Consider the following 26,130-nt stretch of genomic DNA (forward strand, 5'->3'; position numbering starts at 1 on the left):
GTCAATGATCCTTGGCGGGAAGACGCGTATCGACATATGCCGAGATCGGCTGCCTGTCGAAGGTGCGCTGACCGATCGGCACTTTGAATCCACAGCGCTTGGGCAGGATGACCCCCACCGGGCAAACATGTGCCGCCTTGTCGTCATTGGTGAAATCGGTATCCGCCAGTTTGCCGGATCTGGCGTTAACCATCAGGTGGGTCTTGATGCCGCGCCCGGCCAGCGCGAACACGTTCTTGCCGTCCACGTCGCGGCTCGCCCGCACGCATAGCGAACACAGAATGCAGCGGTTGAAATCCAGCAGAAACTCCTGGTGCGTGGCATCCAGCGGCCGGTTGGGGAAAAAATGATCATAGTGCGTGGTCATCATGCCGAGTTGGTAGGCGGTGGCCTGCAACTGGCAATCGCCGCTCTTCTCGCACGACGGGCAGAAATGGTTGCCCTCGACGAATAACATTTGTGTTAATGCGCGGCGTTCCGCATTGAGTTCCTCGATGTCGCTCTCCACCGTCATGCCCTCGGCCGCCTGCATCGTGCATGAGGCAGTCTGGCGGCCGTTGACCTTGACCGTGCACAGCTTGCACGAACCGTGCGGCTTGAACTCCGGGTGGTAGCACAGGTGCGGGATATAGACATCCGCCGCCTGTGCCGCCTGGATGATGGTCTGGCCTTCGGTAAAGGGGATCGTTTTGCCGTCGAGCGTGAAAGTCTTGCTCATCGTGGCTCCTGTCGGTCGTGCATATGGGCGCCGCTGTCGTCGCGTCCGGTCATCCGGCGCGCTGCCTGCAGCGACCAGTCGAGATTGAAGGCAGGCGTGAATTCCAGCTGCTGCAGCCGCTGCTCATAGGCCGGGCGGAACTTGGCAATGGTGTCCAGCACCGGGTTGCAGGCGGTGTGGCCGAGGCCGCAGTGGCTCATCGACAGCAGGATCTGGTTCAACCGCTCGATTTCGGTAAAGTCATATGGCGAGCCGTGGCCGTTGTGCAGCTTGTCCATCAGGTTTTTCAATAGCGAGGTGCCGACCCGGCACGGGGTACAGAAACCGCAGCTTTCGTGCGCGAAGAAATGCACGAAATTGCGCGCCACCTCGAACATGTCGCGCGTGGCGTCGAACACCATGAAGGCGCCGGCGGTAGGCAGGTCCTCGAACGCGATCCTGCGTCCGAACTCGTGCGCCGCGACAGTGATGCCGGAAGGCCCGCTCACCTGCACCGCCTGGGTGTCCTTGGCGCCGCAGTCTTCCAGCACCCGCTGCACGCTGACGCCGAACGGATATTCGTAGATGCCGGGCCGTTCGCAATCGCCGGAAACGGAAAGAATTTTGCTGCCGGCCGATTTCCCGGTGCCGATGCCGGCATACCAGGCGCCGCCCTTTTGCGCGATATGGCAGGTGGCGGCAAAGGTTTCGACGTTATTCACCACCGTCGGCTGGTTGAGGTAGCCGTGCGTCACCGGGAACGGCGGACGGTTGCGCGGCGTGCCGCGCTTGCCTTCCAGCGATTCGATCAGCGCCGATTCCTCGCCGCAGATATAGGCGCCGGCGCCAAGGTGGATTTCTATATCGAAATCGAAGCCGGTCTGGCCGAGAATGCCGCTACCCAGCAGCTTCTGCTGCCGGCGCCGCTCCAGCACCGCATTGAGGTGCTGGAGCAGATAATGGTATTCGCCGCGCAGGTAGAGCATGCCCTTGCGAGCGCCGATGACAAAGCCGCACAGCGCCATGCCCTCGAACACCTTGTCGGCGTAGGAAGTCAGCAGCACACGGTCCTTGAACGTCCCCGGCTCGCCCTCATCGGCATTGCACACCACGTAGTGCGCCTCGCCCGGCGCATTGCGGCAGGATTCCCACTTGACGCCGGTGGCGAAGCCCGCGCCGCCGCGGCCGCGCAGGTTGGAAACCTGCACCTCGGCCAGCAGCGCCTCGGGGCCTCGTATCAGCGCCGCAGCCAAGGCCGCTCCGGAAATGAAACTGTCGTCCAGCAATATATCCTTGCGGCGGATGTTATCGGTTACCCGGAAAAATTCCTGCGGCCATTGAGCCAGCGGCACCTGCTCGCGGATAAGGTCGCAAATTTCGTCCACGCGCCCGGTATCGAGACGGGTAATTGCAATATTGTTCACCAGCAGCGCCGGCCCCTGGTCGCACATGCCGGTGCACGAGGTCAGGTCTATGCTCACCAGGCCGTCTTCGGAGACTTTGCCCGGCTCGACCCACAGCTGGTTGCACATGCGCTTCATCAGCGCGACGTTGCCCAGCATGCGGTCGGTGATGTTATCGGAAAACAGCACGCGATATCGCCCCCGCGACCGCAGGTAGAAGAAGGAATAAAAGCTGGCGACGCCCTCGATCTTGGTGCGGGGTATCCGCAACTCGGCCGTCAGGTAATCGATGGCATCCGGATGGAGATAATCGTAGCACTCCTGCGCTTCGCGCAGGATTTGCATCAGATGGGTAGCCTGATAACGATACCTGGAGAGAATCGGATTCAGATAGGATGCATGATCGTTTTCGGGCACGTCCAAGGCAGGCACTCCTGTTGTGTGTGCGATATCCGTCTCGAAATGACGCTTCAAGCCGTCGTGTTGATGATGGACCCCAGCGTGGACAAGGGTGAAGCTGCGGCCGGCTGCGCGGCATCGGCTGGCTTCACCTCCGCCTGCTGAAGCGCTTTTTTATCTTCGGCTTCCTTGGCGGGGTTCGGTCGCTGAATATTCGTCGCAGATATAGACGCTGAATTGGTAGCGCTGCTGATAGCCATTTCCATCTCCTAATTTAACGCGAGATTCGACTCTCACTCCGGTTGGCATGGATACCCTGCATTTGCAGGCAAAAAATACCGCTCAGAGCCCAAGGACCCGAGCGGCATCAAAGCCACACTTCTTACAGGGAGCATTACATAAAAAAACAAGACTACAGCATCTCATTATATATATTCTAATATCCATGTTGCAATCCCAGATTCCTTGACACATCGAACAATCTATTTCTAGACTTGCAGCATTGCCTGCACTCATAATCAAACCGTTCAAGCAAACCCTGTGCCGGCACTCATGAGCCAAATAATAAAAATGCCATGGCAGGCCTGGAAATTGCGCCGATTACGGCGACTTACCAACGAAGGGACAGCCTAATGACTACACTGGGCGACCGCATCAAAACTCTCCGTGTAGAGAAGCAGCTTACGATTGATGAGTTGGGCAAGCTCTCCGGCGTATCGCTGGAGATCATCAGCACGATAGAAAAAGGAGAGCCGTTAAGCCTCACTTCCGCTGCACTTCTCGATATTGCGAAAGTGCTGGAAACCGATCCTGAGAAACTAGCCGGAACAATCCCGGCGGTTTCCTTCACCTCGTCGCTAGCCCAACGCATCAAGGCCGCACGCGAAGCGGCAGGTCTGTCGCAGACTGCATTGAGCCGGCTCGCCGGGGTTTCGAGCCCGGCCATCGCCGAACTTGAATCGGGTCTTAACCAGCATCCCGCATCGAGCTTGATCGCCGGGCTGGCGAAAGCGCTGGGCGTAACGCGCGAATGGCTGCAGCACGGAACCGGCAAACCGCCGGCAGCATTGCTGGGAAGAGATCCGGAAAAAGAACTCGAGGCAGTTGTTCAAGCCTTGGATAAGACCAACAAGGCGATATTGTTATCCATCGCCCAAACGCTTCTGACCTACCAAAAACCGCCCGAAAAAGACCTGCACCTGGAAAGAATCAAAGGGATGCTGCTCGCGGAAGGAATCGTGCTGGACCTGTCATAAGTCCGTGGCAAAATGGCGATGGGCCTAGTCCCTTGCCACATTGCGTTGGCCTGTTGCTCAATGACTTCGATGAAGTTGCCTCCTCAGTAAAGGTATTGCAGCGTCAGGCGCAGGGTGCGCGGCTCAGCAGGGTGCGTGTGAATATCCGGCACCGGCGCGGCTTCCCCGGCAAGCTGCGATTCGTAGTAATAGTCGATGTCGGAAACCTTGCGGTCGAACAGGTTGAGCGCGTCCAGCGCAACCGTGACATTCTTGCTGTAGCGGTAGCCCAGGCGCCCGTTGACCAGCAGCGAGCCCTTGGAGCGTACGCTGTTGTCCTCTATCAGCGGGCGCGGGCCAAAATAGCGCAGCCGTGCAGAGCCGGACCAGCCAAGCTCGTGCTCTACCGCAACGCCAATGGACGCGGTTTTCTCGACAGCGCCGGGGATATGGCTGCCCGCCGGGTCGGCGTCGGTGAAACGGGCGCGCGACACGGCAAAATCAGCATCCACATACATCCAGTTCAAAGGCCGGTAGTGGTTGGTCCACTCGACACCCTCACGCCGACTTGGACGGCTGGGCTCGGTAGTTCCCGCATCGCCGGTAAACAGTAGTTCCGAATCGATGTTGAGGCGGAACAGCGCCAGGGTAGTATGCCAGTTGGGCGACCAGGCCGCGCGCAGCCCAATTTCTTCACCTGTCGCACGAACCAAGGGATTCACCGGGCTCACAGGTATTCCGCTTTGGGGATCGACGCGAATGGTGGCGCCGCGCCCGTCGTTGCTGTGAAAATCGCGCCCCCAGTTTAAGTAGAGGTCGGTATCGCGGCCCGCGCGCCAGGCCAGGCCGAACTTGGGGCTGACGATGGCGCCATTGGTTTTTCCGGAGTTGAGCGGATTATCGCTCGTCACGTCGAAATCGTAGCGGTCTCCGCGCAGCCCCAGCGTAGCGCGCAGCCGTTCCGTCGCCTGCCAGTTGGCCTGCCACCACAGTGCCGCCGATATCTGGTCAACGCGGTCCTGGCGCACCGTGCCGATGCGCCGGCGTGCGACGGTGTGATATAACCCTACTGTAGCAATGCGGTCATAACGCGCCTGCATGCCGAACGACTGCTCCAGCGGCCGGCCGGCCAGATCCATCTCCCAGCGGCGCATCGCCGAACCTCCGTATACGCGACGCTGATCGAACTGCTCGAACTGGTCGCCGTTGACCGGATCGTCCAGGAAAAAAGTGAAGTTGGAAAACAGGTTCAGCCGGTAGTCGATGACATAGGCATTGACCTGCCACGGGCCGCCGCGCCAGTCGGCGGACAGGCTGTAGCGGTGCGTGTTCCCGCCGTCGGTAGGGTCGAGCGCGCCTAACCGTCCGATCAGCCCGGAATTGATTGCACGCAGCGGAATCTGGTCGCTGGAATCCCAATGCGCACGATAGGCCATGGCCAGCAGGTCGAAGCCGTGTTCGGCGTCGCCGCTGCTCCAGCGTAACAACCCGTTCAGCTTGCCGAGGTTTTCCGGGTTGTCCCACGGGCCGTCGTAGGTGTGCGCCTCCAGCGCGTAAGTCAGGCGCCCGTCGGCTGCCTGCTGCGGCGAACCTGCGAACAACAGGCGGCGGAAGCCGTCTTCGCCCCAGCCCATGCTGGCGATGGATTGCGGCAGGTGGCGAGCGTAATAGACATGCGTCGCCCCCGCCGCCGAGAAATCGCCCTCGTCGGCGAAATACGGCCCTTTCTTGAATTCGATCCTGTCTATCAGTTCCGGGATGAGAAAATTGGCGTCGGCATAACCCTGTCCATGCCCGTGGGTCGGCATGTTGACCGGCATGCCTTCCAGCCAGACGGCAAAATCGGTGCCGTGGTCCAGATTGAAGCCGCGCAGGTAGTACTGGTTGGCCTTGCCAGTGCCGGAGTGCTGGCTGACGATCAGCCCCGGCGTCTGTTCCAGCACCTCGCCCGGCCGCAGCAGCGGCACATTGGCAATGCGGTCAGCCGGCACGACACCCTGGCTGGCGCTGTCCGCCACGCCGATCAGGTTGATCCGCGTCGCCGTCACCTCCACATCGTTCGTTGTCAGCGACTCGTTCGCCTGGGCGTGAAACGCAGCGGCGAGCAGCAGTAAGACAAAACAGTTTTTCTTCATACCGCTTTCCGCAGCATTGCCAACGGCAGTTGCATGACAACGGAAAAATCAGGCGATAGCCGCAGCTCGGCGCGGCCAATAGCGGGCGAGCAGAAAAGCGGACGCCACGATGCAGATGACGGCGGCACCCAGCGCCAGTTCGCGGCCTTCCTGCCAGGCGGCAGCTTCGAGCAGGTAACGGCGCGACAAGCCCAGTCCAGCCACGGCAAGGCTGAGTACAGCCACGGTCAATCCCATGATACGCGAGGCGGCACGGGCGGTGGCGTCGGCACGCTTGAGTAAATGCGAAATCCACCAGCCATTGGCGGCATCGGTCGCCATCATGCCGAGCATGAAAAACATCGCCGGCAGCAACGCGTATACCATGCCGCCGCGGTGTGCGGCGGAAGCGGAAAACAGCGCCGCCTGGGAGAGCGTATCAAAGGAAAGCGCAAACAGCGCGCCCACCAGCGCCACCATGGCCGGATGGCCGGCGCACTTCAGTCTTCCCAGCCAACGCCCCTTGACGCCGACCAGGCGCACCACTTCATGATGGGGGGTGGAAAACACGGCATGCAGGTTGAGCGCGCCCAGCAGCAGCAGGAAAAACGCCGACACCCAGGCGCCCACCGCGTCCATCCAGCCCGGCACCGCTGCCTGGCTGAACAGCAGTCCGGCGGCGACTGCCGCCACGCACACCACGGCGCCATGCCCCAGCGAGAACAACAATCCGCAAAGACGCGCCAGACGCAGGCGGCCAGCAGCGGCATTGAAACGGGTCATGCCGTCGATGGTCGCCAGATGGTCGGCATCCAGCCCGTGTTTGGCGCCCAGCACAAAGGCCAGCACGATCAGCGGATATAAGGTGTTGTCCATGCCCGACTCCGGTATGAAGTTTTATCCATATCTTCATAACAAGAAGCATGCCAGATAACTGCGCTGCAATCAGGGGCATGAGATGATTGATAACATGCTGGTTTATAAACAATCACAAGTAATTCTAAATTTAGGGTGAAGATATTTTTGGCAGATAACAAATCCTAAGGTTACCAATATGGTGCGTAAAACGGAAGGAAACTTTCCGATTCAGCAGGTCACCGCAGGCAGGCGCAGTACGAATTCCGCGCCGCCCTCCGGCAGATTGCCGGCGGAGAGCCGGCCGCCGTGGCGTTCGACGATGCCGTAGCTGATGGACAACCCCAGCCCGGTACCCTTGCCGACCGGCTTGGTGGTGTAGAACGGGTCGAAAATCTTGTCCAGCGCTTCGGCGGCGATGCCGGGACCGTTATCGTGGAACGCTACCGCGATCTCGCCGTTTTCCTGCCAGGCACACACCGTTAGCAAGGGCTCAGAAATCCCGTCAGTAGCGTCGGCGGCATTCTGCACCAGGTTAATGATGACCTGCTGCATCTGCCCCGGCGACCCCGCCACCGGCAATCGTTCCGGCAGTTCCAGTTCGACGCGGAAGCCCGGCGGCGTGGCGCGCGTCACCCAATGCGCGGAGCGCTCGATGATCTCGGCCAGATTGAACTGTACATTTTCATTACGATCGGCGGCGGAAAAGCGCTTGAGGCCGTCCACGATGTCGCGCGTACGCTCCGCGCCTTCGATGGCGCCGTCCAGCAGCGGGGCGAGATCGTCGAGGATGCGGTCGATGTGCAGTTCTTCGCGCAACCCAGCCAGCGCCTCGTGGCTGGCGCCCGCATGCACCGCATCGAGGTAGCGCTTGAAGCGCGGGGTGTAGCGCCGCATGGCATGCACGTTGCCCAGCACGAAACTGATCGGATTGTTGAGTTCATGCGCCACGCCTGCCACCAGCCGTCCCAATGACGCCATTTTTTCCGATTGCAGCAACTGCTGCTGGGTGCGCTTGAGCGCATCATGCGCCTCGCGCAATGCCCGATAGGCGCGCCGCAACTCGCCTACCGGCCTGCCGGTGATGACCACGCCGAGCAGCTTGCCGGCGCCGGACAGACGCGGAGTGAAGTTGAGCGCCACCGGCGTGGCACCGCCGTCGCGGGTGCGGAACTGCAGTTCCAGATCGTGCGCCGGTTCCGACGCCAGCCGGGCGATCACACGCTCCGCCGACTCGCGGGAACCGGCTTCGGCGAACAGCGAGGCCAGTTTCGCGCCTTTGAGCTGCGCCTCGCTTTTGCCGGTGAAATTGATGAGCGCCTGGTTCACCTCCTCGATCACGGCGTGGCGGTCGCACACCACCAGCAGATCCGACATCGAGGTAAGCACGCTGAAAATGAACTGCTGCGACTCTTCCAGCGCGGCGTTCTTCTGTTCCAGCGCCACCTCGTATTGCAACAGCTCGTTGTACACCTCGTCCATCTTGCGGATCACCTCGATCCAGGTGGCCTCGGACAGGGCCTCCGGCGGCGTTGCCTGCGCCAGGCTTTCAAAGGGAGAATTGCCGCTGTCGATGCTCATTCGGGTTACGTCGTCGGATGACTGTGGGCATGGTGATGATGGCCGCCTTCCATCTCCACCGGCACCAGGTTGAGCTGCCCGTGACGCACGCCGCGCTGCGCCGTGACGGCATCGGCAAAGCGCCGCACGTCCTCGGTCGCCCCGCGCAGGATGGCGGTTTCCAGGCAGTCGTCGTGATCCAGATGGACATGGGTAGACGCCACCACCAGGTCGTGGTGCTGGTGCTGAAGCTCCGTCAGCCGCTCCGCCAGGTCGCGCTCGTGATGGTTGTAGACATAGGACAGACTGGCCACGCAGAACGGCGCCTGCGCCTGCTGGATGCGCAGCGCATCCAGCCTGCCGCGCAGCAGGTCGCGCATCGCCTCGGAACGGTTCTGGTAGCCGCGCTCGCGGATCAGCCGGTCAAACTCATTGGCCAGCTTTTCGTCGAGGGAAATGGTGAAGCGTTGCATATGGCGCCTATCAGTGAACAGTACACACCATGCACGGATCGAACGAGCGCACCACGTGCTGCACCGCAACCGGTGCGCCTTCGGTATGCTCTTCCGCCGCCACGCCGATCAGCGCCAGTTCCAGGGGGCCGGGCGCACCTGCGGCATCGCGCGGGGAAAAATTCCAGGTAGTGGGCGCGACGATCTGGTAGTTATGGATTTTACCCTCGCACACCTCCAGCCAGTGCCCCAGGCTGCCGCGCGCGGCTTCGACCAGACCCATGCCGCGCGCGTTATCCAGTGCCGTGGCGGGAAAGCAGAACGCTGCGCCGGGATGTATCTGCCTGACCCAGTTTTCCATCACCGGCAGCACACGCGCAAATTCCAGCAGCCGCGCCACCACGCGCGCAGTGACATTGCCGCCGTGGCGCGCCACCAGATCGCGGATCAGGGGGTGCCCGGCCACCATCTGCCGCGCCAGCGCGCCGGTCTCTACCACGCGGCCGTCCAGCCTGGGCGCCTTGCACCAGGAATACGCGCCCGGCTTGCCGGGCTGCGGCAGGGTATAGCCTTCGGCCGGCGCCAGCGCGGCCTCACCGGTCATCCAGCTGTGCGAGACATCCTCGCGGATGGAAGATACGTCAAGCGCCTGCAAGTCGCCATCCCACACACCGGGTGGGAACAGAGGCGCCGCGCCATCATGATACGCACCGTAGCTCATGAAGCGGTCGGTCGCCCGCCCCAGCCGGTGCAATTCCAGATCGCGCGCCATGGCGAGAAAGCGCGGGAAATCGGCCTGTGTCGCGCGGGGTTCCATCCAGCGCAGCAATGCGGCTTCCGAATCCAGCGCGGCCACTGCCTCCAGCCGGTCGCCAAACAGGGTGCGCTCCAGAAAGGCACGGAATTCCGCCAGCAGGATAACGAGCCGCAATTTCTCCGCCTCTTCCAGCGGGCGCGCCGAACCACCCGGCTGCAGGGAGAGCGTGTGCGGCCATTTGCCGGCCAGATAGCCCATCATGTGCATGAACTTGGCGCGCGCCGGCAGCACGTCAGCCGTGGCGCTGCCCGTGACCGCCTTGAAACGCGCCTGCGCATCGGCGAACCACGACCGGTCGCGATAAGCCGCGCGGGCGAAATCAGGCATGAAGAACAGGTAGAAATGGCTCAGATGGTCGGCCAGGTTCTCCGCCGCCAGCGTGAGGTTGGATGCCAAACGGCCATTCTCCGGGGCTTGCAGCCCCATCGCCTGCGCCAGCGCCTGGGCGGCCGCAACTGACTGCGCCACCGAACAGATGCCGCAAATGCGCGGCACATAGACCAGCGCATCGAGCGGATGCTTGCCCTTGAGAATCTGCTCGAAGCCGCGATACATCGGCGAATTGACGTAAGCCGATTGTACCCGCCCATCGGCGATCTCCAGCGTCAGTTCGAGATCGCCTTCCACGCGGTTGAAAGGGCCGACCACGCGGCGCGTCGTCATAGGCCACCCTTATCGAAAGTTGTTCCAAAAATGTAGCGAGCGCAACCAGTTTGGGGGCGCCCGGAGCGCAGAAACCGGAATGTACAAGTAGTACATGAGGATTTCGAGCACCGCGCAACCCCAAACTGGTAAGCGCAATAATTTTGGGAATAACCTTTCATTTCCAGCGCGTCTTTTTTACCGCCGGCGTCACCACCTGATGATCGGCCACGGCATTCTCCTTGACGCGCTTGGGCGTAGCCGATTTGGACAAGGACGCCAGCGCCACGAACCAGGCCTTCGGCATGTCGGTGGGCAGGCCGACCGGGATGCCGGCGATCTTGGGCGTTTCGGCGAACGGATGGCCCGGCTCCTCGAAACCGGGTTCGGTGCAGGACACGCAGGCATAGCCGCCGCGCGTGCAGGAGCCTTCGCCGTTCCACAGGCGGATGTTGCAGTCCGCATGGGCCTGCGTGCCCTTGCAGCCCATGTTTTCCATCAGGCAGCCAAGATCGGACGGTTTGTGCGCGCTGGCCTTGAACTCGTAGTACTCGTTGCGGGTGCAGCCGTGGTGCACCAGGTGGTCGGCATACAGGCGCGGACGCTGGAAAGCGTCCAGCCCGGAGGCATCCAGCAGGCCGGAAGCCAGCGCGGCCAGGGTTTCGATCACCCAGTTGGGATGCGTCGGGCAACCGGCAATGTTGACCACCGGCAAGCCACTGTGCGCCCGGTAATCCTTGCCCAGCAGCCCACCGGGAGTATCGGACTCGAATTGCAATCCACACGCGTCCGCCGGGTTGCAGCCGCCGGCGGTGACGCCGCCGAAAGCCGCACAGCTGCCCACCGCCACCGTATGCCGGGCGACACGCGCCAGCCGTTCCACCAGCGCCATCATGGCATCGCCGCCGGTCGTGCGATGATAGCCGCCGCCGCCGTGCGGGCCGCGCAGCACCGCGCCTTCCAGACAGAGAATATCGAGCCGCGTGGCACCGCTGGCGCAGTCGGCCATGATCCTGCGTGCTTCCTGCGCGCTTTCCTCGGACAGGGAGGGATGCCACAGCAGGCGGATGCCGAAGCCCTCCAGGGTGTCGAACAGGTTGCGGCAGTCGGCGTTGAGCAGCGACAGCGTGCAGCCGCCGCAGCCGCCGGATTGCAGCCAGAGCAGGTTGAGGGGGGCGGCGCTATTCAGTTTTTTTCTCCAGACCGTAGCGCGACAGCTTGCTGCGCAGCCCGACGCGCGACAGGCCCAGTTCGCCCGCCGCACGGGTCTTGTTCCAGCGGTGGCGGATCAGGGTTTCGCGCAGCACGCGCGCCTCCAGCGCCTCCATGCGCTCCTTGAGGCCGCCGTCCAGGCCGGCCAGCACGCTCATGTCGGGGGCATCTTCCTCGGGCGCCGCACGCAGCACCTTGGGCGAAAACAGGTGCGCGCCGACATGCGACCCGTCGGCCAGCGTCAAGGCGCGCAGGATTTCATTGTGCAGCTCGCGCACGTTGCCCGGCCAGTGGTAGCGCGCGAGGCAGTCCAGCGCCTCCGGGGTGAAGCCCGCCGTATCCTTGCCCATGCCCCGCGCTGCCGCGCCCAAGAGGTCGAAGGCAATGAGCGGGATGTCCATCTTGCGTTCGCGCAGCGGCGGCACCTGCAGCACGAACTGGGTCAGGCGGTAGTAGAGGTCTTCGCGGAAACGCCCGCGCCGCACTTCCTCTTCCAGGTCGCGGTTGGTGGCGGAGAGCACGCGCACGTCCACCTTGCGCGAACGCGAGCTGCCGACCGGGCGGATCTCGCCTTCCTGCAAGACCCTCAACAGTTTGACCTGAAACGCCGGCGAGGTGTCGCCGATCTCGTCCAGAAAAATGGTACCGCCGTCGGCCTGCTCGAACAGCCCGACACGGTCCTCGAACGCCCCGGTGAAGCTGCCGCGCTTATGGCCGAACAGTTCCGATTCCAGCAGCTGGTCGGACATGGCACCGCAGTTTTCGATCACGAAGGCGCGCCCGGTGCGCGGACTGCTGTAGTGGATGGCGCGTCCCAGCAGCTCCTTGCCGGTGCCCGATTCGCCGGAAATATGCACCGCGATGTCGCAACCCGCGACACGTGCCGCCAGCTCCACGACCTGGTTGAGCGGGCTGGCCGCAGCGCGGGTGATGCGCGCAAACTCGTAATGATCCTTGAGCTTCTCCCGCTTTGCTTCCACGCGCTGCCTTAGCACCGGTTCGGCGGTGCGCAGTTCCAGGTTCATGCGCTGGGTCTGCTGTTGCAGATCGTACAATTGGGCGGCGGCGCGCACCGTCAGCAGCAGCGCGTCCGGGTGCCAGGGTTTGAGGATGTACTGGTAGATGCCGGCGTCGTTGATGCCGGCGATGATATCCTCGGTTTCCGTATAGCCGGAAATGATGAGGCGCACCGCGTCCGGCCAGCGTTCGCGCACGATCTTCAGGAATTCGACGCCTGTGGTTTCCGGCATGCGCTGGTCGCACAGCACCACCTGCACGAACTCGCCTTCCATGATGGCCTGGGCTTCCCGCGCGCCGGAAGCGGTCAGTACGGTGAATTCTTCTTCCAGCGTGCGGCGCAGCGCTTCCTGCGAGCGCACTTCGTCGTCCACGACCAGCACTGCGGGCAGGCTTGTTCGATGGCCGTTCATGTCGGCTCCGCGACCAAAGCTTCCAGCCCCGGCGGGACCTGCGGAGCCAGATCGCGGTGCAGCGCCAGGTGGCGCGGCGTCCATGCGTGCGGCTGCTTGAAGACGAAATGCTGGCGCGCATAGTGATAGCTGGGGTCGAAGCCGTAGAAATTGCGCCGCATCTCGGCCAACTCCTCGGCGCGGTAGGCGGCCAGCGGTTTTTTTGCTTCATCGCAGACCCTGCACGCGCCCTTGGCGGCCAGCCGTTCTGCGTAATCCGGCGCGGCGGCCAGCGCTTGTGCCCGATGCTTCACTGCGGTGCGAAACGCCGCCGGCTCGGCGTCCAGGCAGGCATCCAGCAGATGCTCCTCCGCCGCGCCTTTGGCGGAAAGCGGCAGGCGGTTATGCATGATCTGCTGCGCCCGCTTCATCCCGACGCGCCTGGGTAGCAGATAGGTCCAGTATTCCGAACCGTACAGATTGCCCATATTGCGGTAGTGCGGGTTGAGGACGATGCCATCGCGCGCCCACGCTTCGTCCGCCGCCAGCGCCAGGAAACAGCCGCCGGCGCCGGCATTGCCTTGCAACGCGGCCACCGTCAGCTTGTCGTGGGTTTGCAGGATAGCCAGCGCCAGGTCGTCCATCGCCTCGATGTTGCGCAAGGACTCGTCCGCCGGGCTGTCGGCGGCCTCGATGCGGTTGAGGTGGATGCCATTGGACCAGAAGTCTTCTCCGCCCATCAGCACCAGCACCCTGGTCGGCCGCTCCTGGGCGGCGGCAAAAGCGGCGCACAGCCGCAGGCATTGGCCGCTGGACATCGCGCCATTGTAGAAATCGAAATGCAGCAAGCCTACCTCGCCGATTTCCTCATACCGGATATCGTCGGCCCCGCCCAGTTCCGGCAACACCACCGCCTCGTCGGCAAAGGCTACCGCCGCGGGCAGCTTGATCGGCTGCGGCCGGTCGGGACGTCTTGCGTGGCCGATCCATACCGCACCATCGACGGTAGCGCGCAGCAGGAAAGCGCCGGAACGGCCCAGCAATGCTCCGGGCTCACCCGCGTAATGCGCCAGCCGCGCATCGAACAGCAGGCACGGCTGACCAAACAGGATGTCGCGCACACCGGGCGAGCCGTCAGCCGCATGTATCTTGCGCAGCACGGTAGTCGTATCATCGTGCTGCCAGTCGATTTCCCGATCAGCCTGCCGCATCGCCGGGCGTTCGCGCCCGCGCACCGCGGCATCGCCGTAGTCAAGCGGCATCGGTCGCCAGATGCCGCGCTGATAGTCTGGCCAACAATCCAGCGCGGACAGTACGCCGCGCACCGCCGCTTCCGTCACCTCGTTGCGGTACAGGCTGGATTTTTTCGCCGGCCGCATGGAGAAAGTCTCCGCCGCCCAGATATCACCGCCGTCCATCACCGCGTTGGCCTGCAGCACGGTGACTCCCCACTCTGTCTCGCCTTGCTGGATCGCCCAGTCCAGCGATGACGGCCCACGATCGCCGACGATGCCAGGATGCACCACCAGGCAGACGTGGCGCGACCAGATCGAGGCCGGAATCGCGCGCTTGAGGAAAGGCGCGACGATGATATCCGGCCGCCACAACGCGACAGCCTCCTCCGTTACCGTGTCGGCGATGTCGAACTCAACCGAAACTTCGTGGCCGCGAGCGGTCAACTCCAGCCACAAACGTTGCGCAAGGCTGTTGAAGCTGTGGGTGAGAAACAGGATACGCATTTCAACAAATCCGCGGCAGCTGCTCGCCGGCCAGCCAGTCCACATTGCGATGACCGCCGAAGCCGGTTTTCATTTGCACGAAATGGTGCCGATCCTCGTGCACGGTGCCGATGACGGCGGCCTCCCGCGCCAGCGGATGCGCCCGCATTGCGGCCAGCAGGCGTTCGGCATCCCGCGCCGCGCAGATCGCCACCAGCTTGCCCTCATTGGCGACATAAAGCGGATCCAGGCCGAGAAACTCGCAGGCTGCATCCACCACCGGCTTGACCGGGATGGCGGCTTCGTCCAGCAGCATGCCGACCCCGGACTGGGTGGCAATTTCGTTGAGCGTGGCGGCGAGCCCGCCCCTGGTCGGGTCGCGCAGGCAGCGGATGGCGGCCCCGCATTCCAGCATGGCCTCGACCAAGCCGTGCAGTGCGGCGGTATCGGATTCGATCGGCACGTCGAACGCCAGGTTCTCGCGCCGGCTCATGATGGCAATGCCGTGATCGCCGATGCTGCCGGAAACCAGGATGGCATCGCCGGGGCGGGCATGGGCGCCAGATAAATCGATGCCGTCGGCCACGACGCCGACGCCGGTGGTGGCGATGAATATGCCGTCGGCGCTGCCTTGTTCCACGACTTTGGTATCGCCGGTGACGATGGACACGCCGGCCTCCCGCGCTGCCGACGCCATCGATTGCACGATGCGCTGCAAATCGGCCAGCGGAAAGCCTTCTTCCAGCACGAAGGCAGCCGACAGGTACAGCGGCCGCGCGCCCATCATCGCCACGTCGTTGATGGTGCCGTGCACCGACAGGCTGCCGATGTCGCCGCCGGGAAAGAACAGCGGCGATACCACGTGGGCGTCGGTGGCCATCACCAGCCGGCCGTGAGCCTGCGGCAGCAGCGCGCCGTCGTTGCCCTGGCGCAGGAAGTCGTTGTCGAACGCGCGCCCGAACAGTTCCTCGATCAGTTGCGCCATCGCCCGCCCGCCGCTGCCGTGGCTCATGTCGACGCGGCCGTTCCGGATGTCCAGCGCACGGACGTAATGCTTTTTAAGCTTGCCGTTCATGCCGCCGCCACCGCGATGTCCTTGAACCGCCCGTAGGTGTAATGCGCCGCGCAGGCGCCCTCGCTCGATACCATGCAGGAACCCATCGGTGACTCAGGCGTGCAGGCGGTGCCGAACAGCTTGCAGTCCTGCGGCTTTTTTACGCCGCGCAGGATGGCGCCGCACTCGCAGGCCCTGTTGTCGGCCACCGGAATATAATCCAGCCCATAGCGCGTCTCGGCATCGAACCAGGCAAAGGCCTGACGCACTTTCAGCGCGGAATACGGCACTTCGCCCAACCCGCGCCATTCGAAGCTGCGCCGCAGCTCGAACACTTCCGAAACCAGCGCCTGCGCCTTCACGTTGCCGTCGCGCGTGACGGCGCGGGTAAATTCGTTCTCCACTTGCGCGCGGCCGTCGTTCACCTGCCGCACCAGCATCAGGATGGCCTGCATCACGTCCAGCGGCTCGAACCCGGCGATCACCACCGGCTTGCGGTATTCCTCGGCGAAATGCTCATAGGGCCGGCTGCCGATCACGGTGCTGACATGGGCCGGACCGATAAAGCCGTCCAGCGGGACGGTGCCGTACTGCCTTACTTCCGGCGACTCAAGAATGTGGGTGATGGCCGAGGGCGTCAGCACGTGGTTGCACAGCACGCTGAAGTTGGACAGCCCCTCGGCGGCGGCCTGCCTGATCACCAGCGCGGTGGGCGGGGTGGTGGTTTCGAAGCCGATCGCGAAAAACACCACCTCGCGCTGCGGGTTGTCGCGGGCGATCTGCAGGGCATCGGCGCTGGAATACACCATGCGCACGTCGCCGCCGCGGGCCTTGGCCTTGAGCAGGGAAAGATCGTCCGACGCCGGGACGCGCAAGGTGTCGCCGTAGCTGCACAGGATCACACCGTGCTCCAGCGCCAGCCGGATGGCGTTGTCCACGCGGCCGATCGGCAGTACGCACACTGGGCAGCCGGGGCCGTGAATCATGCGCACGTTGGCGGGCAGCAGTTCGGCGATGCCATAGCGCGAAATGGCATGGGTATGGCCGCCGCAGAACTCCATGAAGCTGTAGCTGCGGTCGGGCAGGATCGCGGCCGTGATGCTGGCAGCAAGATTGCGCGCCAGCTTGCCGTCGCGAAATTCGTCGACGTATTTCATGATGCCACACCATTCAGTTCGGCGAACAAGGCCAGTGTTTTCTCGGCCTCGTCCGGGTCCAGCCGGCTTAAGGCATAACCGACATGGACAATGACGTAGTCGCCGACATCCACGCCTTCCACCAGCGCCAGCGAAATTTCCTTGCGCACGCCCCCCAGATTGACGACCGCGGCATCAGCCCCGCTCATTTCCTCGATGCGTGCCGGTATGGCCAGACACATGCTTCAACCTCCTCGTAAAATCCGTTGCGCCACCCAGGCCTGGCCCAGGGCTATGGCGCTATCGCCGGGCTGCATGGCCCGCGCCGCCAGCATGACGATGCCGCGCGCGGCCAAGGCTTCCCGCAATCCCGCCGACAGCAGCCGGTTCAGGAAACATCCGCCGCCGCAGGCAACCGTGGCGATACCGGTATCCCGCGCCGCCTGCGCCACCCAGTTCGCCAGCGCGGCGACCAGCGTGGCGTGAAACAGCGCCGCGCCCGCCCCGGCATCGCCCGCTTCGGCAAGCTGGCCGAGCAACGGCCGCAGATCGAGCCGGTTGTCGGCGTCCACCTGCCAGCCGCCTGGCAGCGGCTGCGGCATGCCGTGGGTTTCGACATGGCGCGTCGCCGCCTGCTCCAGCGCAATGGCGGCCTGCGCCTCGAATTCCATCCTCCGGCATAGCCCCAGCAGGCCCGCCGCGGCATCGAACAGGCGCCCGGCGCTGGAAGTCGGCGGGCAATTGAGGCCGCGTTGCAGCATGGCGACCACCGCCGCCGCGCCCGGCTCATCGGCGAAACGCACGGAAATTTGCCCGCCGCGGCCGGTTTCGTGTAGCGCCGCCGCGGCCATGCGCCACGGCTCGCGCGCTGCGCGGTCGCCGCCCGGCAGCGGCAGCTGGCGCAAATATCCCAGACGCTCGAAGCCGGCACCATCCACCCGCAACAACTCGCCGCCCCAGGCGCTGCCGTCGCTGCCCAGCCCCACGCCGTCCAGCGCCAGCCCCAGCAGCGGTTCCTCAAAGCCGTGCTCCACCGCCACCGCCACGATGTGGGCGTGATGATGCTGCACCGCGACCAGTGGCACGCCAAGTTCGGAGGCCAGCATGGCCGCACAGCGGCTGGAGTAGAAATCCGGGTGCAAGTCGTGCGCGATGGCATGCGGCTTTTCACCGAGCCAACCGAGCAGCGCATAGGCCATGGCCTCATGGGCGCGGCAGGCTTCGGGGGTGTCGAGATCGCCGGCGCTGCGGCTGACGAAGGCCTGTCGCCCGGAAGTCACGCACAGCGTGTTCTTGAACCACGCGCCCATCGCCAGCACCGGTCTGGATGCGCCCGGCAAGCGGATGACCCGCTCGACGCAGTCCGTCGCCGGTTCGGAAGCTGCCGCGACAGCGCGCATTGCTGCCCTTATCCCTGCACTGCGGCGAGCCGGGCTTCCAACTCGGCCACCCGCTGCTTCAGCGTTTCCACGCTGTGCCGTTTGGCGGCTGCGGCATCGCGGCAGCCGGCCTCGATCCAGGCCAGCCATTCCGCCATACCCTCGCCGCCGGTAGCCGAGAGACGGACAACCTGGATGGCCGGGTTGACGCGGCGCGCGTTCTCCACGGCGAGGTCGGCGTCGAAGTCCAGGTAGGGCAGCAGGTCGCACTTGTTGAGCAGCATCAGGCTTGCCGCGCGGAACATGTCCGGGTACTTGAGCGGCTTGTCCTCGCCTTCCGTCACCGACAGGATCGCCACCTTGTGCGCTTCGCCCAGGTCGAAGCCGGCCGGACACACCAGGTTGCCGACGTTTTCGATCAGCAGCAGGCTGTCGTCGTGCAACCCGAGTCGCTGCATGGCATGCCCCACCATATGCGCATCCAGATGGCAGCCCTTGCCGGTGTTGATCTGCAGCGCGGGCGCGCCGGTGGCGCGGATGCGCGCGGCGTCGTTGTCGGTCTGCTGGTCGCCCTCGATCACTGCCAGCGGCAGGCGGCCGTTCAGGGCTTCGACGGTCTTGACCAGCAGCGTGGTCTTGCCGGAACCGGGGCTGGATACCAGGTTGAGGGTGAAGATGCCGTGGTCGGCGAACCAGCCGCGGTTTTCGCGAGCATAGGCATTGTTCTTGGCGAGGATGTCGCGCTCGATCTTCACCATGCGCGCCTGGCTCATGCCGGGAGCGTGGGTTCCGGCCGGGCCGGCGCCGAAGTGCATCAGGCCGTGGGCATGGTCGTGATCGTGGGAATGATCGTGATCGTGCGCGGTGCCATCCGCATGCACGTGGTAGTGCCTGCCGTGTTCCCGAGGCAGCGCCTCCCCGTCTATCCTGGTTTCACCTGTTCCGCAGCCGCATGTCGTACACATTGCCGTTTCCTCCTATTCCACTTCCAGTTCCTTCACGCGCATTTCATTGCCGCCCGTCACCTGCACCTGATGGCTGCCGCACTGCGGGCAGGCGCCGAACAGTTCGGCGACCGGCACGCTAGAGGCGCATTGCATGCACCAGCCCTGCCCCGGCGTCTCGACGATTTCCAGCCGCGCCTCGTGGGCGATGCTGTCGCGCATCACCACCTCGAAGCAGAAGCGCATGGCCTCTTTTTCGACCCCGGCCAGCGGGCCGATTTCCAGCCACACCGTCCTGACCTGCCGGAAACCCTGGCTGCGCGCGGCATCCTCGATGATCTGCAGCACGCCTTCGGCCAGCGACATTTCATGCATGGCACACCTCCATCCCGTATTCCACACATGGGTCGAGCGACAGCGCGTGAATTCCGGCCAGCTTCACCAGGCGCGCTTCGTCGTTCTCCGTCATCCCGTTCAGCCCCTCCGCCAGCGCGCCGCGCGGATGAAAATTCCATTCGGTGGGCGCCACCACGCAATAATCTTCCACCAGCCCCGCCGCGATGCGCACATGATGCATCAACAGGCCGCGCGCCGTCCGCACCACGGCCAGGCCGGCCCCCTTCTCCGCCGATGCCCGGTCCAGGCGCGGTGCAGCAGTTGCGTCCGCCAGTTCCAGCACATCGTACGCCCGTGCCAGCACGCGCGCCAGTATCCTGGAAGGGCGCCGGTGCAGCATATCGCGCAGCGGCGGTTTTGCCGCGTGCCAGGCCAGCGCCCCGGTTTCCGCCGGGCGGCCAGCCCACGCCGGCCGCGCGGCAAAATCCGGCGTCCAGCTGCCGGCACAGGCAAGCAGCGCGTCGTTTGCGCCCCACGCCGGAAGCAGGGGCGTGCAAACAGCCTGCACGCCGTCGCCTGCTTCGTCGATTGCCGCCAGCAGGTGCGCCGCCGGGCTGTCCGACTCATGCCACCAGGACTGCAAGGCCCGGCAGCTGTCCAGCGTGCGCCACCCGTCGCCGGACATGCCCAGCCAGCCATGCTCCAGTTCGCTCCGCAAGGCGCGCATCTCGCCGCGCCCGGCGGCGATCTCGCGCAGCATGCCATGCCAGCGCACAAATTCCGTCTGCATTCGCGGCAGGCCGAATAGTATCGGCCAATCCAGCAGCAGGCGCCACAGGTGCTCCTGCAGCGCCTCGCAGGCGATGCTGCGTTCGAGTCCTGCCGCATCCGGCAACGCCCGGCCTTGCGCGGCCGCCACTGCGGCGGCCGCTGCCGCGCCCTGCGCCTTGCCGCACAGGCTGAACAGCAGCGGCGCCATCTGCACGGCGTGCTCCGGCGCCCTGGCCCTGAGCAGCTGGAACGCTTGCGGGCGCGAAGAGGCGATTTCCACCTTCCCGACCGCCTTGACATCCCAGTGGATGCGCAGGCTCAGTTTGCCGGTATCGGCCAAGGTCAGTTCCGCAGAAAGGACACACGCAAAAAGTCGCGCCGCGACAGGTTCTTGCGGGCGAGCGATTCACCCCGCAGTCTGGCATCCTCCATCATGCCTGCCAAGTCTTCCCCATGCCCGGCCCGGGTTTCCCTGAACAACGCAGCGATCGCCTCGCGGGCGACGGCCACCGCATCTTCGTGAACGGGGAATTCCGCCACCGGCGAAATCAGCGAACAGATATGGCACGCCCCAAGCTCGTCCTCGTTCAGCCCCATGAACTGGTAGGCGCCGGAAGGGAAATTCCACACCCGTTTCTGGTCCAGAAGCAACGGTTCCAGCGGTGCGCCCGTGCCCGGCAGCAATACCAGGCTGATCGTCCACGGCGTCACCAGCACGCCGATCCAGCGCCCCTCCCACGCGCGGAAACCGACCGCCTCGACGCGCAACGCCGGGTTGAGGATGGGCAGGCCGGCCATGCGCGTGGCGGCAATGTGGGCGAATACCCGCTCCAGTTCCGCTGCCGGATGCTCCCCGTTCACGCCTCCCCCTTCGCCATGAACTTGTGTTTCGGCGCATCGCAGTTGGGGCAGCGCCAGTGTTCCGGCAACGCAGAAAACGGCGTGCCGGGCGGCACATGCGACACCGGATCGCCTACCGCCGGATCGTACACCCACCAGCAGATGCCGCATTCCAGTTGCGTGACAGCACCGATCTTGCTGTCGTCGCCAAGGTACGATCCCTCGAACATGTTCACACGGTTTCCGCCTTCATCGCCGCCAGCCACTCGCCTAGCCGCTCCATGCTGTCGGCGTAGTCCTCGGCGGCGGCCTGCGCCGCTTCGGGCACGTCCACCACCTCGATGGTGTTGAGGATGATCTGGTCCATGCTGTTGAAATACTGCACCCACCACACATGGGCCAGCCGCGTGCTGGTAATGCGGCAGTTGCCGTAGCCGCGCGACAGGATGGTCACCGGCCCCACGCCGAACGCTTCGAACAGGTATTCCATATCTTCCGGCGAAACCGGCAACAGCGAGAAGTTGACCACGTGCGCGGATTGCCCGGCCTGGTGGCTGCGCGATTTATCCAGCAGTTCGTTGAGGATGGCCGGCGCGTTCATGATGCCATCGCGCAGTGGCGGCGCCTTGACGCCGTTTGACGCCGCCAGTTCGGCGGATTGCTGCACCGCGTAGGGAATGGCGCCGGCAACGATGGCATCGCGCTGCAATATCCCCTGCGGCGACAACTCCTGGACGCGCCAGATGCCGGCGAACACCGTCTCCTGGATACGCAGGGTGACCGGCTCGCGCACCAGGATGCTGACCTCGCCATGCCCCAGCGACTGGTTGACCAGCTCGACCACCTGCGGGGCAAGCTCCATCAGTTCGATGCGCGGCCTGCCCGGACCGTGCAGCGGCACATGCAGCATGGCGTCGCACAACCGCTCGATCAGTCCGCAGGCGGCGGCAAGGGTTTGCGGATCGGCCTCGAGGTTGTAGCTGGGCATGGAGAAAGCCTCCATGTCGCGCGGCATCGGCAGAAATTCCGCTTCGTCGGCCTCGGGATGGGAGCCGGGGCCGAAAGCGACGACGGGGATGGGGAATTCACGCATTTCGCAACCTCCTAATGGCAACTTGAAGGCGCAGCCGCCGTCACCGCAATGCCGATCGTGGGAGCGCGGCCGGCCGGTTTTTGCAGCATTTCCGCGCATTCGACAACGAAATCGCCCCAGTCGCGCAATCCTTCGATGATGCCGACATAGCCGCCATCGCGCAGGAACAGCAGCGCCGGAAGGCGATTGATGCCGAAGCGCGCCTGCAACGCCGCAGACCGCCCGGGACGCAGCACGGCGGCGCGCGGCCCGGCACCACAGGCCGCCAGCAGGTCGGGGAAAATCACCGCCAGATCCCAGCTTTCCGCCGCCTTGTCTGGCTCCTCCGTGAACAGCACCACGCCATTGCCCGGTGCCTCCGCAAAGGCCTGGAATCCGGCCTCATCGAGGTCGGCCATGCTGTGCCTGGCTACCAGCCTGTCCAGCAGGCCGCCGAAGTTCCGGCTCATGGCGGAGCGCGGCGGCGTCCAGGCGGCGGATGCGTTCATGATTGTTCCTTTCGCAAGAAATCCGGCAGCTGCGGCTCCCGGTCGATCAGGTCGGCAAAGCAATCGTCGAAGTCGCCGTTTCCGGCGGCAATCCGATCGAGCGCATCCAGCGCGGAATCGATCAGCGCCGCACGCTCGGCGCCGATGGCCTCGCGCGCGGTGTCGAGGAAAGTCAGCAGCCACTGCCCCGGCGCCACATCGCCCAGCAGCATGGTGTTGATGCGGCTGCGGCCGTTGCGCCCTTCGCACCAGGCAAATATGCCTTCGATTTCGACCACCCGCATCGGGATGCCGAGACACATGATTCAGTTACGCGCCATCCCGGCCAGAATGCGGTCGTCGCCGATGCGGCAAGCTGCTTCCGCCGAAGGGCGGCCGGCCTCGTAGGCCGATATTTCAAGGGCGCCGGCTGTTGGACGCGGAATGCTGCGCTTATGGCAGGGAATGTCCCAGCGCGCCATCCATTCCAGCGCGATATCCAGCGCATGCGGAATCTGCGCCTTGACCACGTCGCGCAGGCTACCGCCGTAATCTTCCAGTTGCTCCGGCTGCACGCCGATCAGCACCATGGATTCCGGCAGTTTATCGATCAATGCGGCACTCATGATGACCTCCTGAAACCCGGTCTGGTGCAAGCTCATCTTCTTCGCACCCATGAAACGCGGCACTTCGTTGTCCGTCGCCACCACCATCTCGCCCGGCTGCATGCCATAATCCACCGCGTCGAACACGATCAGGTGGCGCGCATCCTCGACATAAGGCAGCAGGTACAATCCTTGCGTACCGCCGTCCATCAGCGTGACCTTGTCGCCGAATTCATAGGCTGCGTCTAGCGCCTCGACGCAGCGCACGCCGAAGCCCTCATCCGCCCACAGGATGTTGCCGATGCCCAGCACCAGCAGTTCGGTTCGTTTCATGTCCTGATTCGCAACTGTTACGGTATATGTAACATAGCACCGGACGTGCCAAGTTGGCGCTGAAACAAATAATCCATAAAATCAGCATGCTGGATTCCACCGGCCGAAAACCTGATGTAGTTATTGGAATGTTTGTTACCAGTTTGGCGCTTTTCCGACATCCTTGTTTCATGCTGCATGAAATTCACCAACATTCGAATTACGTCAAACGCAGCCTGTCCAATCCATGAGCTTTGCATTGATGCGATAATATTCCATGGTTTCCGCCTCTGCATTACTCGCTTCGGGCGTAGACGATGTTTCATCGTGGCTTGAATCCCTGAAGCAACGTTTCCCGCCCGCCGAAATCGAAGTGATCCGCCGTGCCTGCGACCTGGCTGCCCCGCTCTATGCCGGTCACGCCGAGTTGACCGGCGCGCCGCTGATGCAGCACGCGTTGGGTGCGGCGTCCATCCTCATCGGCATGAACATGGACGTGGAAACGATCGCGGCCACCATCCTGCCTGCAGTGCCAGATGATCTGGACGACTGGCGGGCAACGCTGGAAACCCGTTTCGGCGCCGGCATCGCCGGCCTGGTCGAAGGTATTTCGCGCATGGAGCAAATCCAGGAATTCAGCGAGATCGAATGCCTGCACGACCCGGACCGGAAAAATGGCGACCATGCCCAGCAGATCGAAAGCCTGCGCAAGATGCTGCTGGCCATGGTGCAAGACATCCGCGTGGTGCTGATCAAACTCGCCGAGCGCACGCAGACCATGCGCCGCCTGTCTGGCGCCGTCAACCAGGAAAAAACGCGCAGAAACTGCACTTCCAGAAACTTGGAGGATCTACTTGCGGCCATCGGCCGCGGGGACGTCAGCGAGCATCAAATCGCCCTCGCCATCCAGGAAGAAGCGGCACCCAAGCCTGAAGAAGCCGCCAAGCCATTCGCCCCCAGACACACCATCGCCCCGCCATCCCCGATCGGGATCATGGTCGAAGGCGTCGGCAACCTGCTGACCAGCATGGCCAAATGCTGCAAACCCGCGCCGCCGGATGCGATTGTCGGCTACGTCACGCGCGATCGCGGCGCATCCACCGTATGGCCTGCGCCTTCATCGCCCGCCTGCCACAGGACCGGCGCGACCGCCTGCTCGACGCCCAGTGGGGCGGCATGGACGTCAGCGCGGAGGTCGACATCGAAGTGGAAGCCCACGACCGCCAGGGCCTGCTGTGCGACATCAGCGACCTGTTCGTCCGGGAAAAGGTCAACGCCACCAAGGCCAATACCCTGAGCCGGAACAACCTGGCGATGATGCAGTTTTCGATCGGGATAGCCGATCTTGAGCAGCTTGAGCGCCTGCTGGCGCTGATCAGGCAGGTGCCGAACGTGATCGTGGCGCGGCGGCGGGCTTAGGTACTATCCGGCAAGGGGCAAGGTCAGTTCGGACAAATTTGGCAGAAGGGTGCATCACGTTTGGCTCGTCCGCATCGAGCAGAGTTTGACGAGATTTGTGATGTAACGATTTGTTTTACTATTTATATATTCACCGCTAAAAAAGTGAGTGCGCTTTGCTGCATAGCGCACTAATACCCTGCCTTATTTTGAAACTTCCATCACTTCTGACTTCACCCTTCTCCATTAGCCATAACTGCCCGCTAAACCGATTGAGGAAACCGCTGTATGAATTATTGGAATCAAGTTGTATGCCGAGCCCATTTTCTAGCCGGTTGATCACAGAGTAAGTCGAATCAAAGCCCAGGGCTCCAAGTATTTTCACATGGTCACCTAATATTTCGATATATATGCTTTATAATGGACATATCTCGTATATCTGGTGTGGTGTAATTGCTATAGGTACCCTCACACTGAAGTTTGGTTGCGATTGGATCCTGCGCGTTACAAAGCGCGGGGAGGAAAGCAATAAAGAGAGTGCAGTCACTTTATCCATGCTCGTTACCTTATGAGAAGGGCCTAAAACCGCGTTATCCGGCGAGGCCACGACGCCATTGTCATACCGCGCCTGGTTGAAAACATAAATGGGTTCATAACCGGTCAGTCTCGATACGAAGATATTTCTTGATTCGATCTACTGAGTTCGCTGCCTCCATATGGTCAAAGGTGTGAGATAGCCGAAGCAGCTCAACCACGGCTTTTTCAACTTCTTCATTACGGATTTTCAGACAACATTTATACCAGCCTGGCAAGATTGGGAGGCACGCTTCAAGGTCAGATGAATTTCTTCGGTCCGCCTGAATTCTTTTTTTCATCCTTTCTTGCATTTCGCCATTGAGTCCTTCAGCGTTTACTGCATTTGCATAAAAGTACAGGTCTGAAATTATTTGATACTTGATCGAGCGATAACGCAAAATTGGCTGAAACCAAAACGTTACAATAAGAAACCCAGCAGCACCAGCTACTAAGGAAATTATTACAGTCCAATATTGGCTCATCTCCGCTTCCATAATAAATCTAGGGTCATGACTACAACAGAGGTCTAGTTCTGACGATTTTGAGGATGTTCAAATTAATACAAAGGGTCTTAGGAAGCAAAGCACCGATTAAGGTGTGATAACTTCCTAATATGGTTAGTAAAAACAGGTATTACCGACGTTCTAAAATCAGCGAGGCTAAATTCAGACAGCTTGTAAGGTGTTTTGCCCTGGATTTCACGGCG

28 protein-coding genes and 1 pseudogene are annotated in these 26,130 nt (G+C 63.0%); 4 read left to right on the forward strand and 25 right to left on the reverse strand.

Going from position 1 to position 26,130, the window contains the following annotated elements; translation table 11 throughout:
* Position 1: 1 nt before the first annotated feature.
* Genes VGK14_RS05135 through VGK14_RS05145 form a run of 3 tightly spaced genes read right to left on the reverse strand, consistent with a single transcriptional unit; the run spans position 2 to position 2,759 of the window.
* Complete coding sequence (locus VGK14_RS05135; protein WP_331507858.1) at positions 2 to 718, reverse strand: 2Fe-2S iron-sulfur cluster-binding protein; 717 nt, start codon at positions 716 to 718, stop codon at positions 2 to 4.
* The gene (locus VGK14_RS05140) at positions 715 to 2,517 is read right to left on the reverse strand and encodes an NAD(P)H-dependent oxidoreductase subunit E (RefSeq protein WP_331507886.1); all 1,803 of its coding nucleotides are present in this window, start codon (positions 2,515 to 2,517) and stop codon (positions 715 to 717) included. The genes VGK14_RS05135 and VGK14_RS05140 overlap by 4 nt, the downstream gene beginning before the upstream one ends.
* Positions 2,518 to 2,570: 53 nt before the next feature.
* Complete coding sequence (locus VGK14_RS05145; RefSeq protein ID WP_331507859.1) at positions 2,571 to 2,759, reverse strand: hypothetical protein; 189 nt, start codon at positions 2,757 to 2,759, stop codon at positions 2,571 to 2,573.
* Between the two features lie 315 nt (positions 2,760 to 3,074).
* Between VGK14_RS05145 and VGK14_RS05150 the strand changes: the two genes are divergently transcribed.
* The gene (locus tag VGK14_RS05150) at positions 3,075 to 3,755 is read left to right on the forward strand and encodes a helix-turn-helix transcriptional regulator (RefSeq protein ID WP_331507860.1); all 681 of its coding nucleotides are present in this window, start codon (positions 3,075 to 3,077) and stop codon (positions 3,753 to 3,755) included.
* Positions 3,756 to 3,838: 83 nt separating this feature from the next.
* On the opposite strand, the gene VGK14_RS05155 is transcribed toward VGK14_RS05150, so the two are convergent.
* From VGK14_RS05155 to VGK14_RS05255, 21 genes are all read right to left on the reverse strand, one after another.
* Positions 3,839 to 5,869: a TonB-dependent receptor gene (locus tag VGK14_RS05155; RefSeq protein ID WP_331507861.1), complete on the reverse strand. Its 2,031-nt coding sequence runs from the start codon at positions 5,867 to 5,869 to the stop codon at positions 3,839 to 3,841.
* 48 nt (positions 5,870 to 5,917) lie between these two features.
* Positions 5,918 to 6,724, reverse strand: coding sequence for a nickel transporter (locus tag VGK14_RS05160; protein ID WP_331507862.1), 807 nt, complete (start codon positions 6,722 to 6,724; stop codon positions 5,918 to 5,920).
* Between the two features lie 210 nt (positions 6,725 to 6,934).
* Positions 6,935 to 8,284, reverse strand: coding sequence for a sensor histidine kinase (locus tag VGK14_RS05165; protein ID WP_331507863.1), 1,350 nt, complete (start codon positions 8,282 to 8,284; stop codon positions 6,935 to 6,937).
* A 5-nt stretch (positions 8,285 to 8,289) separates the two neighbouring features.
* Positions 8,290 to 8,736, reverse strand: a complete 447-nt coding sequence (gene nikR / locus VGK14_RS05170) for a nickel-responsive transcriptional regulator NikR (protein ID WP_331507864.1) — start codon at positions 8,734 to 8,736, stop codon at positions 8,290 to 8,292.
* Positions 8,737 to 8,746: 10 nt separating this feature from the next.
* Positions 8,747 to 10,195, reverse strand: coding sequence for a nickel-dependent hydrogenase large subunit (locus tag VGK14_RS05175; RefSeq protein WP_331507865.1), 1,449 nt, complete (start codon positions 10,193 to 10,195; stop codon positions 8,747 to 8,749).
* 157 nt (positions 10,196 to 10,352) lie between these two features.
* Positions 10,353 to 11,438 carry a HupU protein gene (locus VGK14_RS05180; RefSeq protein WP_331507866.1) on the reverse strand — a complete coding sequence of 362 codons (1,086 nt, stop codon included), beginning with the start codon at positions 11,436 to 11,438 and terminating at the stop codon, positions 10,353 to 10,355.
* The gene (locus VGK14_RS05185; RefSeq protein WP_331507867.1) at positions 11,356 to 12,816 is read right to left on the reverse strand and encodes a sigma-54 dependent transcriptional regulator; all 1,461 of its coding nucleotides are present in this window, start codon (positions 12,814 to 12,816) and stop codon (positions 11,356 to 11,358) included. The genes VGK14_RS05180 and VGK14_RS05185 overlap by 83 nt, the downstream gene beginning before the upstream one ends.
* Positions 12,813 to 14,534: a hydrogenase maturation protein gene (locus VGK14_RS05190; protein ID WP_331507868.1), complete on the reverse strand. Its 1,722-nt coding sequence runs from the start codon at positions 14,532 to 14,534 to the stop codon at positions 12,813 to 12,815. The genes VGK14_RS05185 and VGK14_RS05190 overlap by 4 nt, the downstream gene beginning before the upstream one ends.
* Position 14,535: 1 nt before the next feature.
* Positions 14,536 to 15,588, reverse strand: a complete 1,053-nt coding sequence (gene hypE, locus VGK14_RS05195; RefSeq protein WP_331507869.1) for a hydrogenase expression/formation protein HypE — start codon at positions 15,586 to 15,588, stop codon at positions 14,536 to 14,538.
* Positions 15,585 to 16,724, reverse strand: a complete 1,140-nt coding sequence (gene hypD / locus VGK14_RS05200; protein WP_331507870.1) for a hydrogenase formation protein HypD — start codon at positions 16,722 to 16,724, stop codon at positions 15,585 to 15,587. Before hypD ends, hypE begins: the two co-directional genes overlap by 4 nt.
* Positions 16,721 to 16,945: a HypC/HybG/HupF family hydrogenase formation chaperone gene (locus tag VGK14_RS05205; RefSeq protein WP_331507871.1), complete on the reverse strand. Its 225-nt coding sequence runs from the start codon at positions 16,943 to 16,945 to the stop codon at positions 16,721 to 16,723. Before VGK14_RS05205 ends, hypD begins: the two co-directional genes overlap by 4 nt.
* A 3-nt stretch (positions 16,946 to 16,948) precedes the next feature.
* Positions 16,949 to 18,103: a carbamoyltransferase HypF gene (locus VGK14_RS05210; protein WP_331507872.1), complete on the reverse strand. Its 1,155-nt coding sequence runs from the start codon at positions 18,101 to 18,103 to the stop codon at positions 16,949 to 16,951.
* An 8-nt stretch (positions 18,104 to 18,111) separates the two neighbouring features.
* Positions 18,112 to 19,047, reverse strand: coding sequence for a hydrogenase nickel incorporation protein HypB (gene hypB, locus VGK14_RS05215; RefSeq protein ID WP_331507874.1), 936 nt, complete (start codon positions 19,045 to 19,047; stop codon positions 18,112 to 18,114).
* A 12-nt stretch (positions 19,048 to 19,059) separates the two neighbouring features.
* The gene (gene hypA / locus VGK14_RS05220; RefSeq protein WP_331507875.1) at positions 19,060 to 19,401 is read right to left on the reverse strand and encodes a hydrogenase maturation nickel metallochaperone HypA; all 342 of its coding nucleotides are present in this window, start codon (positions 19,399 to 19,401) and stop codon (positions 19,060 to 19,062) included.
* The gene (locus tag VGK14_RS05225) at positions 19,394 to 20,473 is read right to left on the reverse strand and encodes a nickel-dependent hydrogenase large subunit (RefSeq protein WP_331507876.1); all 1,080 of its coding nucleotides are present in this window, start codon (positions 20,471 to 20,473) and stop codon (positions 19,394 to 19,396) included. Before VGK14_RS05225 ends, hypA begins: the two co-directional genes overlap by 8 nt.
* A 2-nt stretch (positions 20,474 to 20,475) precedes the next feature.
* On the reverse strand, positions 20,476 to 20,994 hold the full coding sequence (gene hybE / locus VGK14_RS05230) for a [NiFe]-hydrogenase assembly chaperone HybE (RefSeq protein WP_331507877.1): 519 nt from the start codon (positions 20,992 to 20,994) through the stop codon (positions 20,476 to 20,478).
* On the reverse strand, positions 20,991 to 21,203 hold the full coding sequence (locus VGK14_RS05235; protein WP_331507887.1) for a rubredoxin: 213 nt from the start codon (positions 21,201 to 21,203) through the stop codon (positions 20,991 to 20,993). The genes hybE and VGK14_RS05235 overlap by 4 nt, the downstream gene beginning before the upstream one ends.
* 2 nt (positions 21,204 to 21,205) lie before the next feature.
* A complete protein-coding gene (locus tag VGK14_RS05240; RefSeq protein WP_331507878.1) occupies positions 21,206 to 22,066 on the reverse strand; it encodes a hydrogenase expression/formation protein in 861 nt (286 codons plus the stop codon).
* Positions 22,067 to 22,077: 11 nt separating this feature from the next.
* Positions 22,078 to 22,554: a hypothetical protein gene (locus tag VGK14_RS05245; RefSeq protein WP_331507879.1), complete on the reverse strand. Its 477-nt coding sequence runs from the start codon at positions 22,552 to 22,554 to the stop codon at positions 22,078 to 22,080.
* A complete protein-coding gene (locus VGK14_RS05250; protein WP_331507880.1) occupies positions 22,551 to 22,856 on the reverse strand; it encodes a HypC/HybG/HupF family hydrogenase formation chaperone in 306 nt (101 codons plus the stop codon). Before VGK14_RS05250 ends, VGK14_RS05245 begins: the two co-directional genes overlap by 4 nt.
* A gap of 3 nt (positions 22,857 to 22,859) precedes the next feature.
* Positions 22,860 to 23,471 carry a HyaD/HybD family hydrogenase maturation endopeptidase gene (locus VGK14_RS05255; protein ID WP_331507881.1) on the reverse strand — a complete coding sequence of 204 codons (612 nt, stop codon included), beginning with the start codon at positions 23,469 to 23,471 and terminating at the stop codon, positions 22,860 to 22,862.
* Positions 23,472 to 23,727: 256 nt separating this feature from the next.
* Between VGK14_RS05255 and VGK14_RS05260 the strand changes: the two genes are divergently transcribed.
* A complete protein-coding gene (locus VGK14_RS05260) occupies positions 23,728 to 24,747 on the forward strand; it encodes an HD domain-containing protein (protein WP_331507882.1) in 1,020 nt (339 codons plus the stop codon).
* Complete coding sequence (locus VGK14_RS05265; RefSeq protein ID WP_331507883.1) at positions 24,657 to 24,869, forward strand: ACT domain-containing protein; 213 nt, start codon at positions 24,657 to 24,659, stop codon at positions 24,867 to 24,869. Before VGK14_RS05260 ends, VGK14_RS05265 begins: the two co-directional genes overlap by 91 nt.
* A gap of 629 nt (positions 24,870 to 25,498) precedes the next feature.
* Here the strand turns inward: VGK14_RS05265 and VGK14_RS05270 are convergent.
* Positions 25,499 to 25,906, reverse strand: a complete 408-nt coding sequence (locus tag VGK14_RS05270) for a hypothetical protein (RefSeq protein WP_331507884.1) — start codon at positions 25,904 to 25,906, stop codon at positions 25,499 to 25,501.
* Between the two features lie 131 nt (positions 25,907 to 26,037).
* Between VGK14_RS05270 and VGK14_RS05275 the strand changes: the two are divergent.
* Positions 26,038 to 26,130: pseudogene (locus VGK14_RS05275) on the forward strand (IS1595 family transposase); the annotation flags it as partial.

The organism is Novimethylophilus sp. (assembly GCF_036504375.1).
Classification (GTDB): domain Bacteria; phylum Pseudomonadota; class Gammaproteobacteria; order Burkholderiales; family Methylophilaceae; genus Novimethylophilus.

What these genes read in the sequence shown, in the direction of transcription:
- hypD (WP_331507870.1), bottom strand. Translation starts at nt 16,724, where the DNA reads ATGAAATACGTCGACGAATTTCGCGACGGCAAGCTGGCGCGCAATCTT.
- VGK14_RS05260 (WP_331507882.1), top strand. Translation starts at nt 23,728, where the DNA reads ATGGTTTCCGCCTCTGCATTACTCGCTTCGGGCGTAGACGATGTTTCA.
- VGK14_RS05150 (WP_331507860.1), top strand. Translation starts at nt 3,075, where the DNA reads ATGGCAGGCCTGGAAATTGCGCCGATTACGGCGACTTACCAACGAAGG.
- VGK14_RS05235 (WP_331507887.1), bottom strand. Translation starts at nt 21,203, where the DNA reads ATGTTCGAGGGATCGTACCTTGGCGACGACAGCAAGATCGGTGCTGTC.
- VGK14_RS05190 (WP_331507868.1), bottom strand. Translation starts at nt 14,534, where the DNA reads ATGCGTATCCTGTTTCTCACCCACAGCTTCAACAGCCTTGCGCAACGT.
- VGK14_RS05145 (WP_331507859.1), bottom strand. Translation starts at nt 2,759, where the DNA reads ATGGCTATCAGCAGCGCTACCAATTCAGCGTCTATATCTGCGACGAAT.
- VGK14_RS05160 (WP_331507862.1), bottom strand. Translation starts at nt 6,724, where the DNA reads ATGGACAACACCTTATATCCGCTGATCGTGCTGGCCTTTGTGCTGGGC.
- VGK14_RS05245 (WP_331507879.1), bottom strand. Translation starts at nt 22,554, where the DNA reads ATGAACGCATCCGCCGCCTGGACGCCGCCGCGCTCCGCCATGAGCCGG.
- VGK14_RS05210 (WP_331507872.1), bottom strand. Translation starts at nt 18,103, where the DNA reads ATGCGCGCTGTCGCGGCAGCTTCCGAACCGGCGACGGACTGCGTCGAG.
- VGK14_RS05165 (WP_331507863.1), bottom strand. Translation starts at nt 8,284, where the DNA reads ATGAGCATCGACAGCGGCAATTCTCCCTTTGAAAGCCTGGCGCAGGCA.
- VGK14_RS05185 (WP_331507867.1), bottom strand. Translation starts at nt 12,816, where the DNA reads ATGAACGGCCATCGAACAAGCCTGCCCGCAGTGCTGGTCGTGGACGAC.
- VGK14_RS05255 (WP_331507881.1), bottom strand. Translation starts at nt 23,471, where the DNA reads ATGAAACGAACCGAACTGCTGGTGCTGGGCATCGGCAACATCCTGTGG.
- nikR (WP_331507864.1), bottom strand. Translation starts at nt 8,736, where the DNA reads ATGCAACGCTTCACCATTTCCCTCGACGAAAAGCTGGCCAATGAGTTT.
- VGK14_RS05175 (WP_331507865.1), bottom strand. Translation starts at nt 10,195, where the DNA reads ATGACGACGCGCCGCGTGGTCGGCCCTTTCAACCGCGTGGAAGGCGAT.
- VGK14_RS05270 (WP_331507884.1), bottom strand. Translation starts at nt 25,906, where the DNA reads ATGAGCCAATATTGGACTGTAATAATTTCCTTAGTAGCTGGTGCTGCT.
- hypE (WP_331507869.1), bottom strand. Translation starts at nt 15,588, where the DNA reads ATGAACGGCAAGCTTAAAAAGCATTACGTCCGTGCGCTGGACATCCGG.
- VGK14_RS05135 (WP_331507858.1), bottom strand. Translation starts at nt 718, where the DNA reads ATGAGCAAGACTTTCACGCTCGACGGCAAAACGATCCCCTTTACCGAA.
- VGK14_RS05250 (WP_331507880.1), bottom strand. Translation starts at nt 22,856, where the DNA reads ATGTGTCTCGGCATCCCGATGCGGGTGGTCGAAATCGAAGGCATATTT.
- VGK14_RS05155 (WP_331507861.1), bottom strand. Translation starts at nt 5,869, where the DNA reads ATGAAGAAAAACTGTTTTGTCTTACTGCTGCTCGCCGCTGCGTTTCAC.
- hypB (WP_331507874.1), bottom strand. Translation starts at nt 19,047, where the DNA reads ATGTGTACGACATGCGGCTGCGGAACAGGTGAAACCAGGATAGACGGG.
- hypA (WP_331507875.1), bottom strand. Translation starts at nt 19,401, where the DNA reads ATGCATGAAATGTCGCTGGCCGAAGGCGTGCTGCAGATCATCGAGGAT.
- VGK14_RS05205 (WP_331507871.1), bottom strand. Translation starts at nt 16,945, where the DNA reads ATGTGTCTGGCCATACCGGCACGCATCGAGGAAATGAGCGGGGCTGAT.
- VGK14_RS05240 (WP_331507878.1), bottom strand. Translation starts at nt 22,066, where the DNA reads ATGCGTGAATTCCCCATCCCCGTCGTCGCTTTCGGCCCCGGCTCCCAT.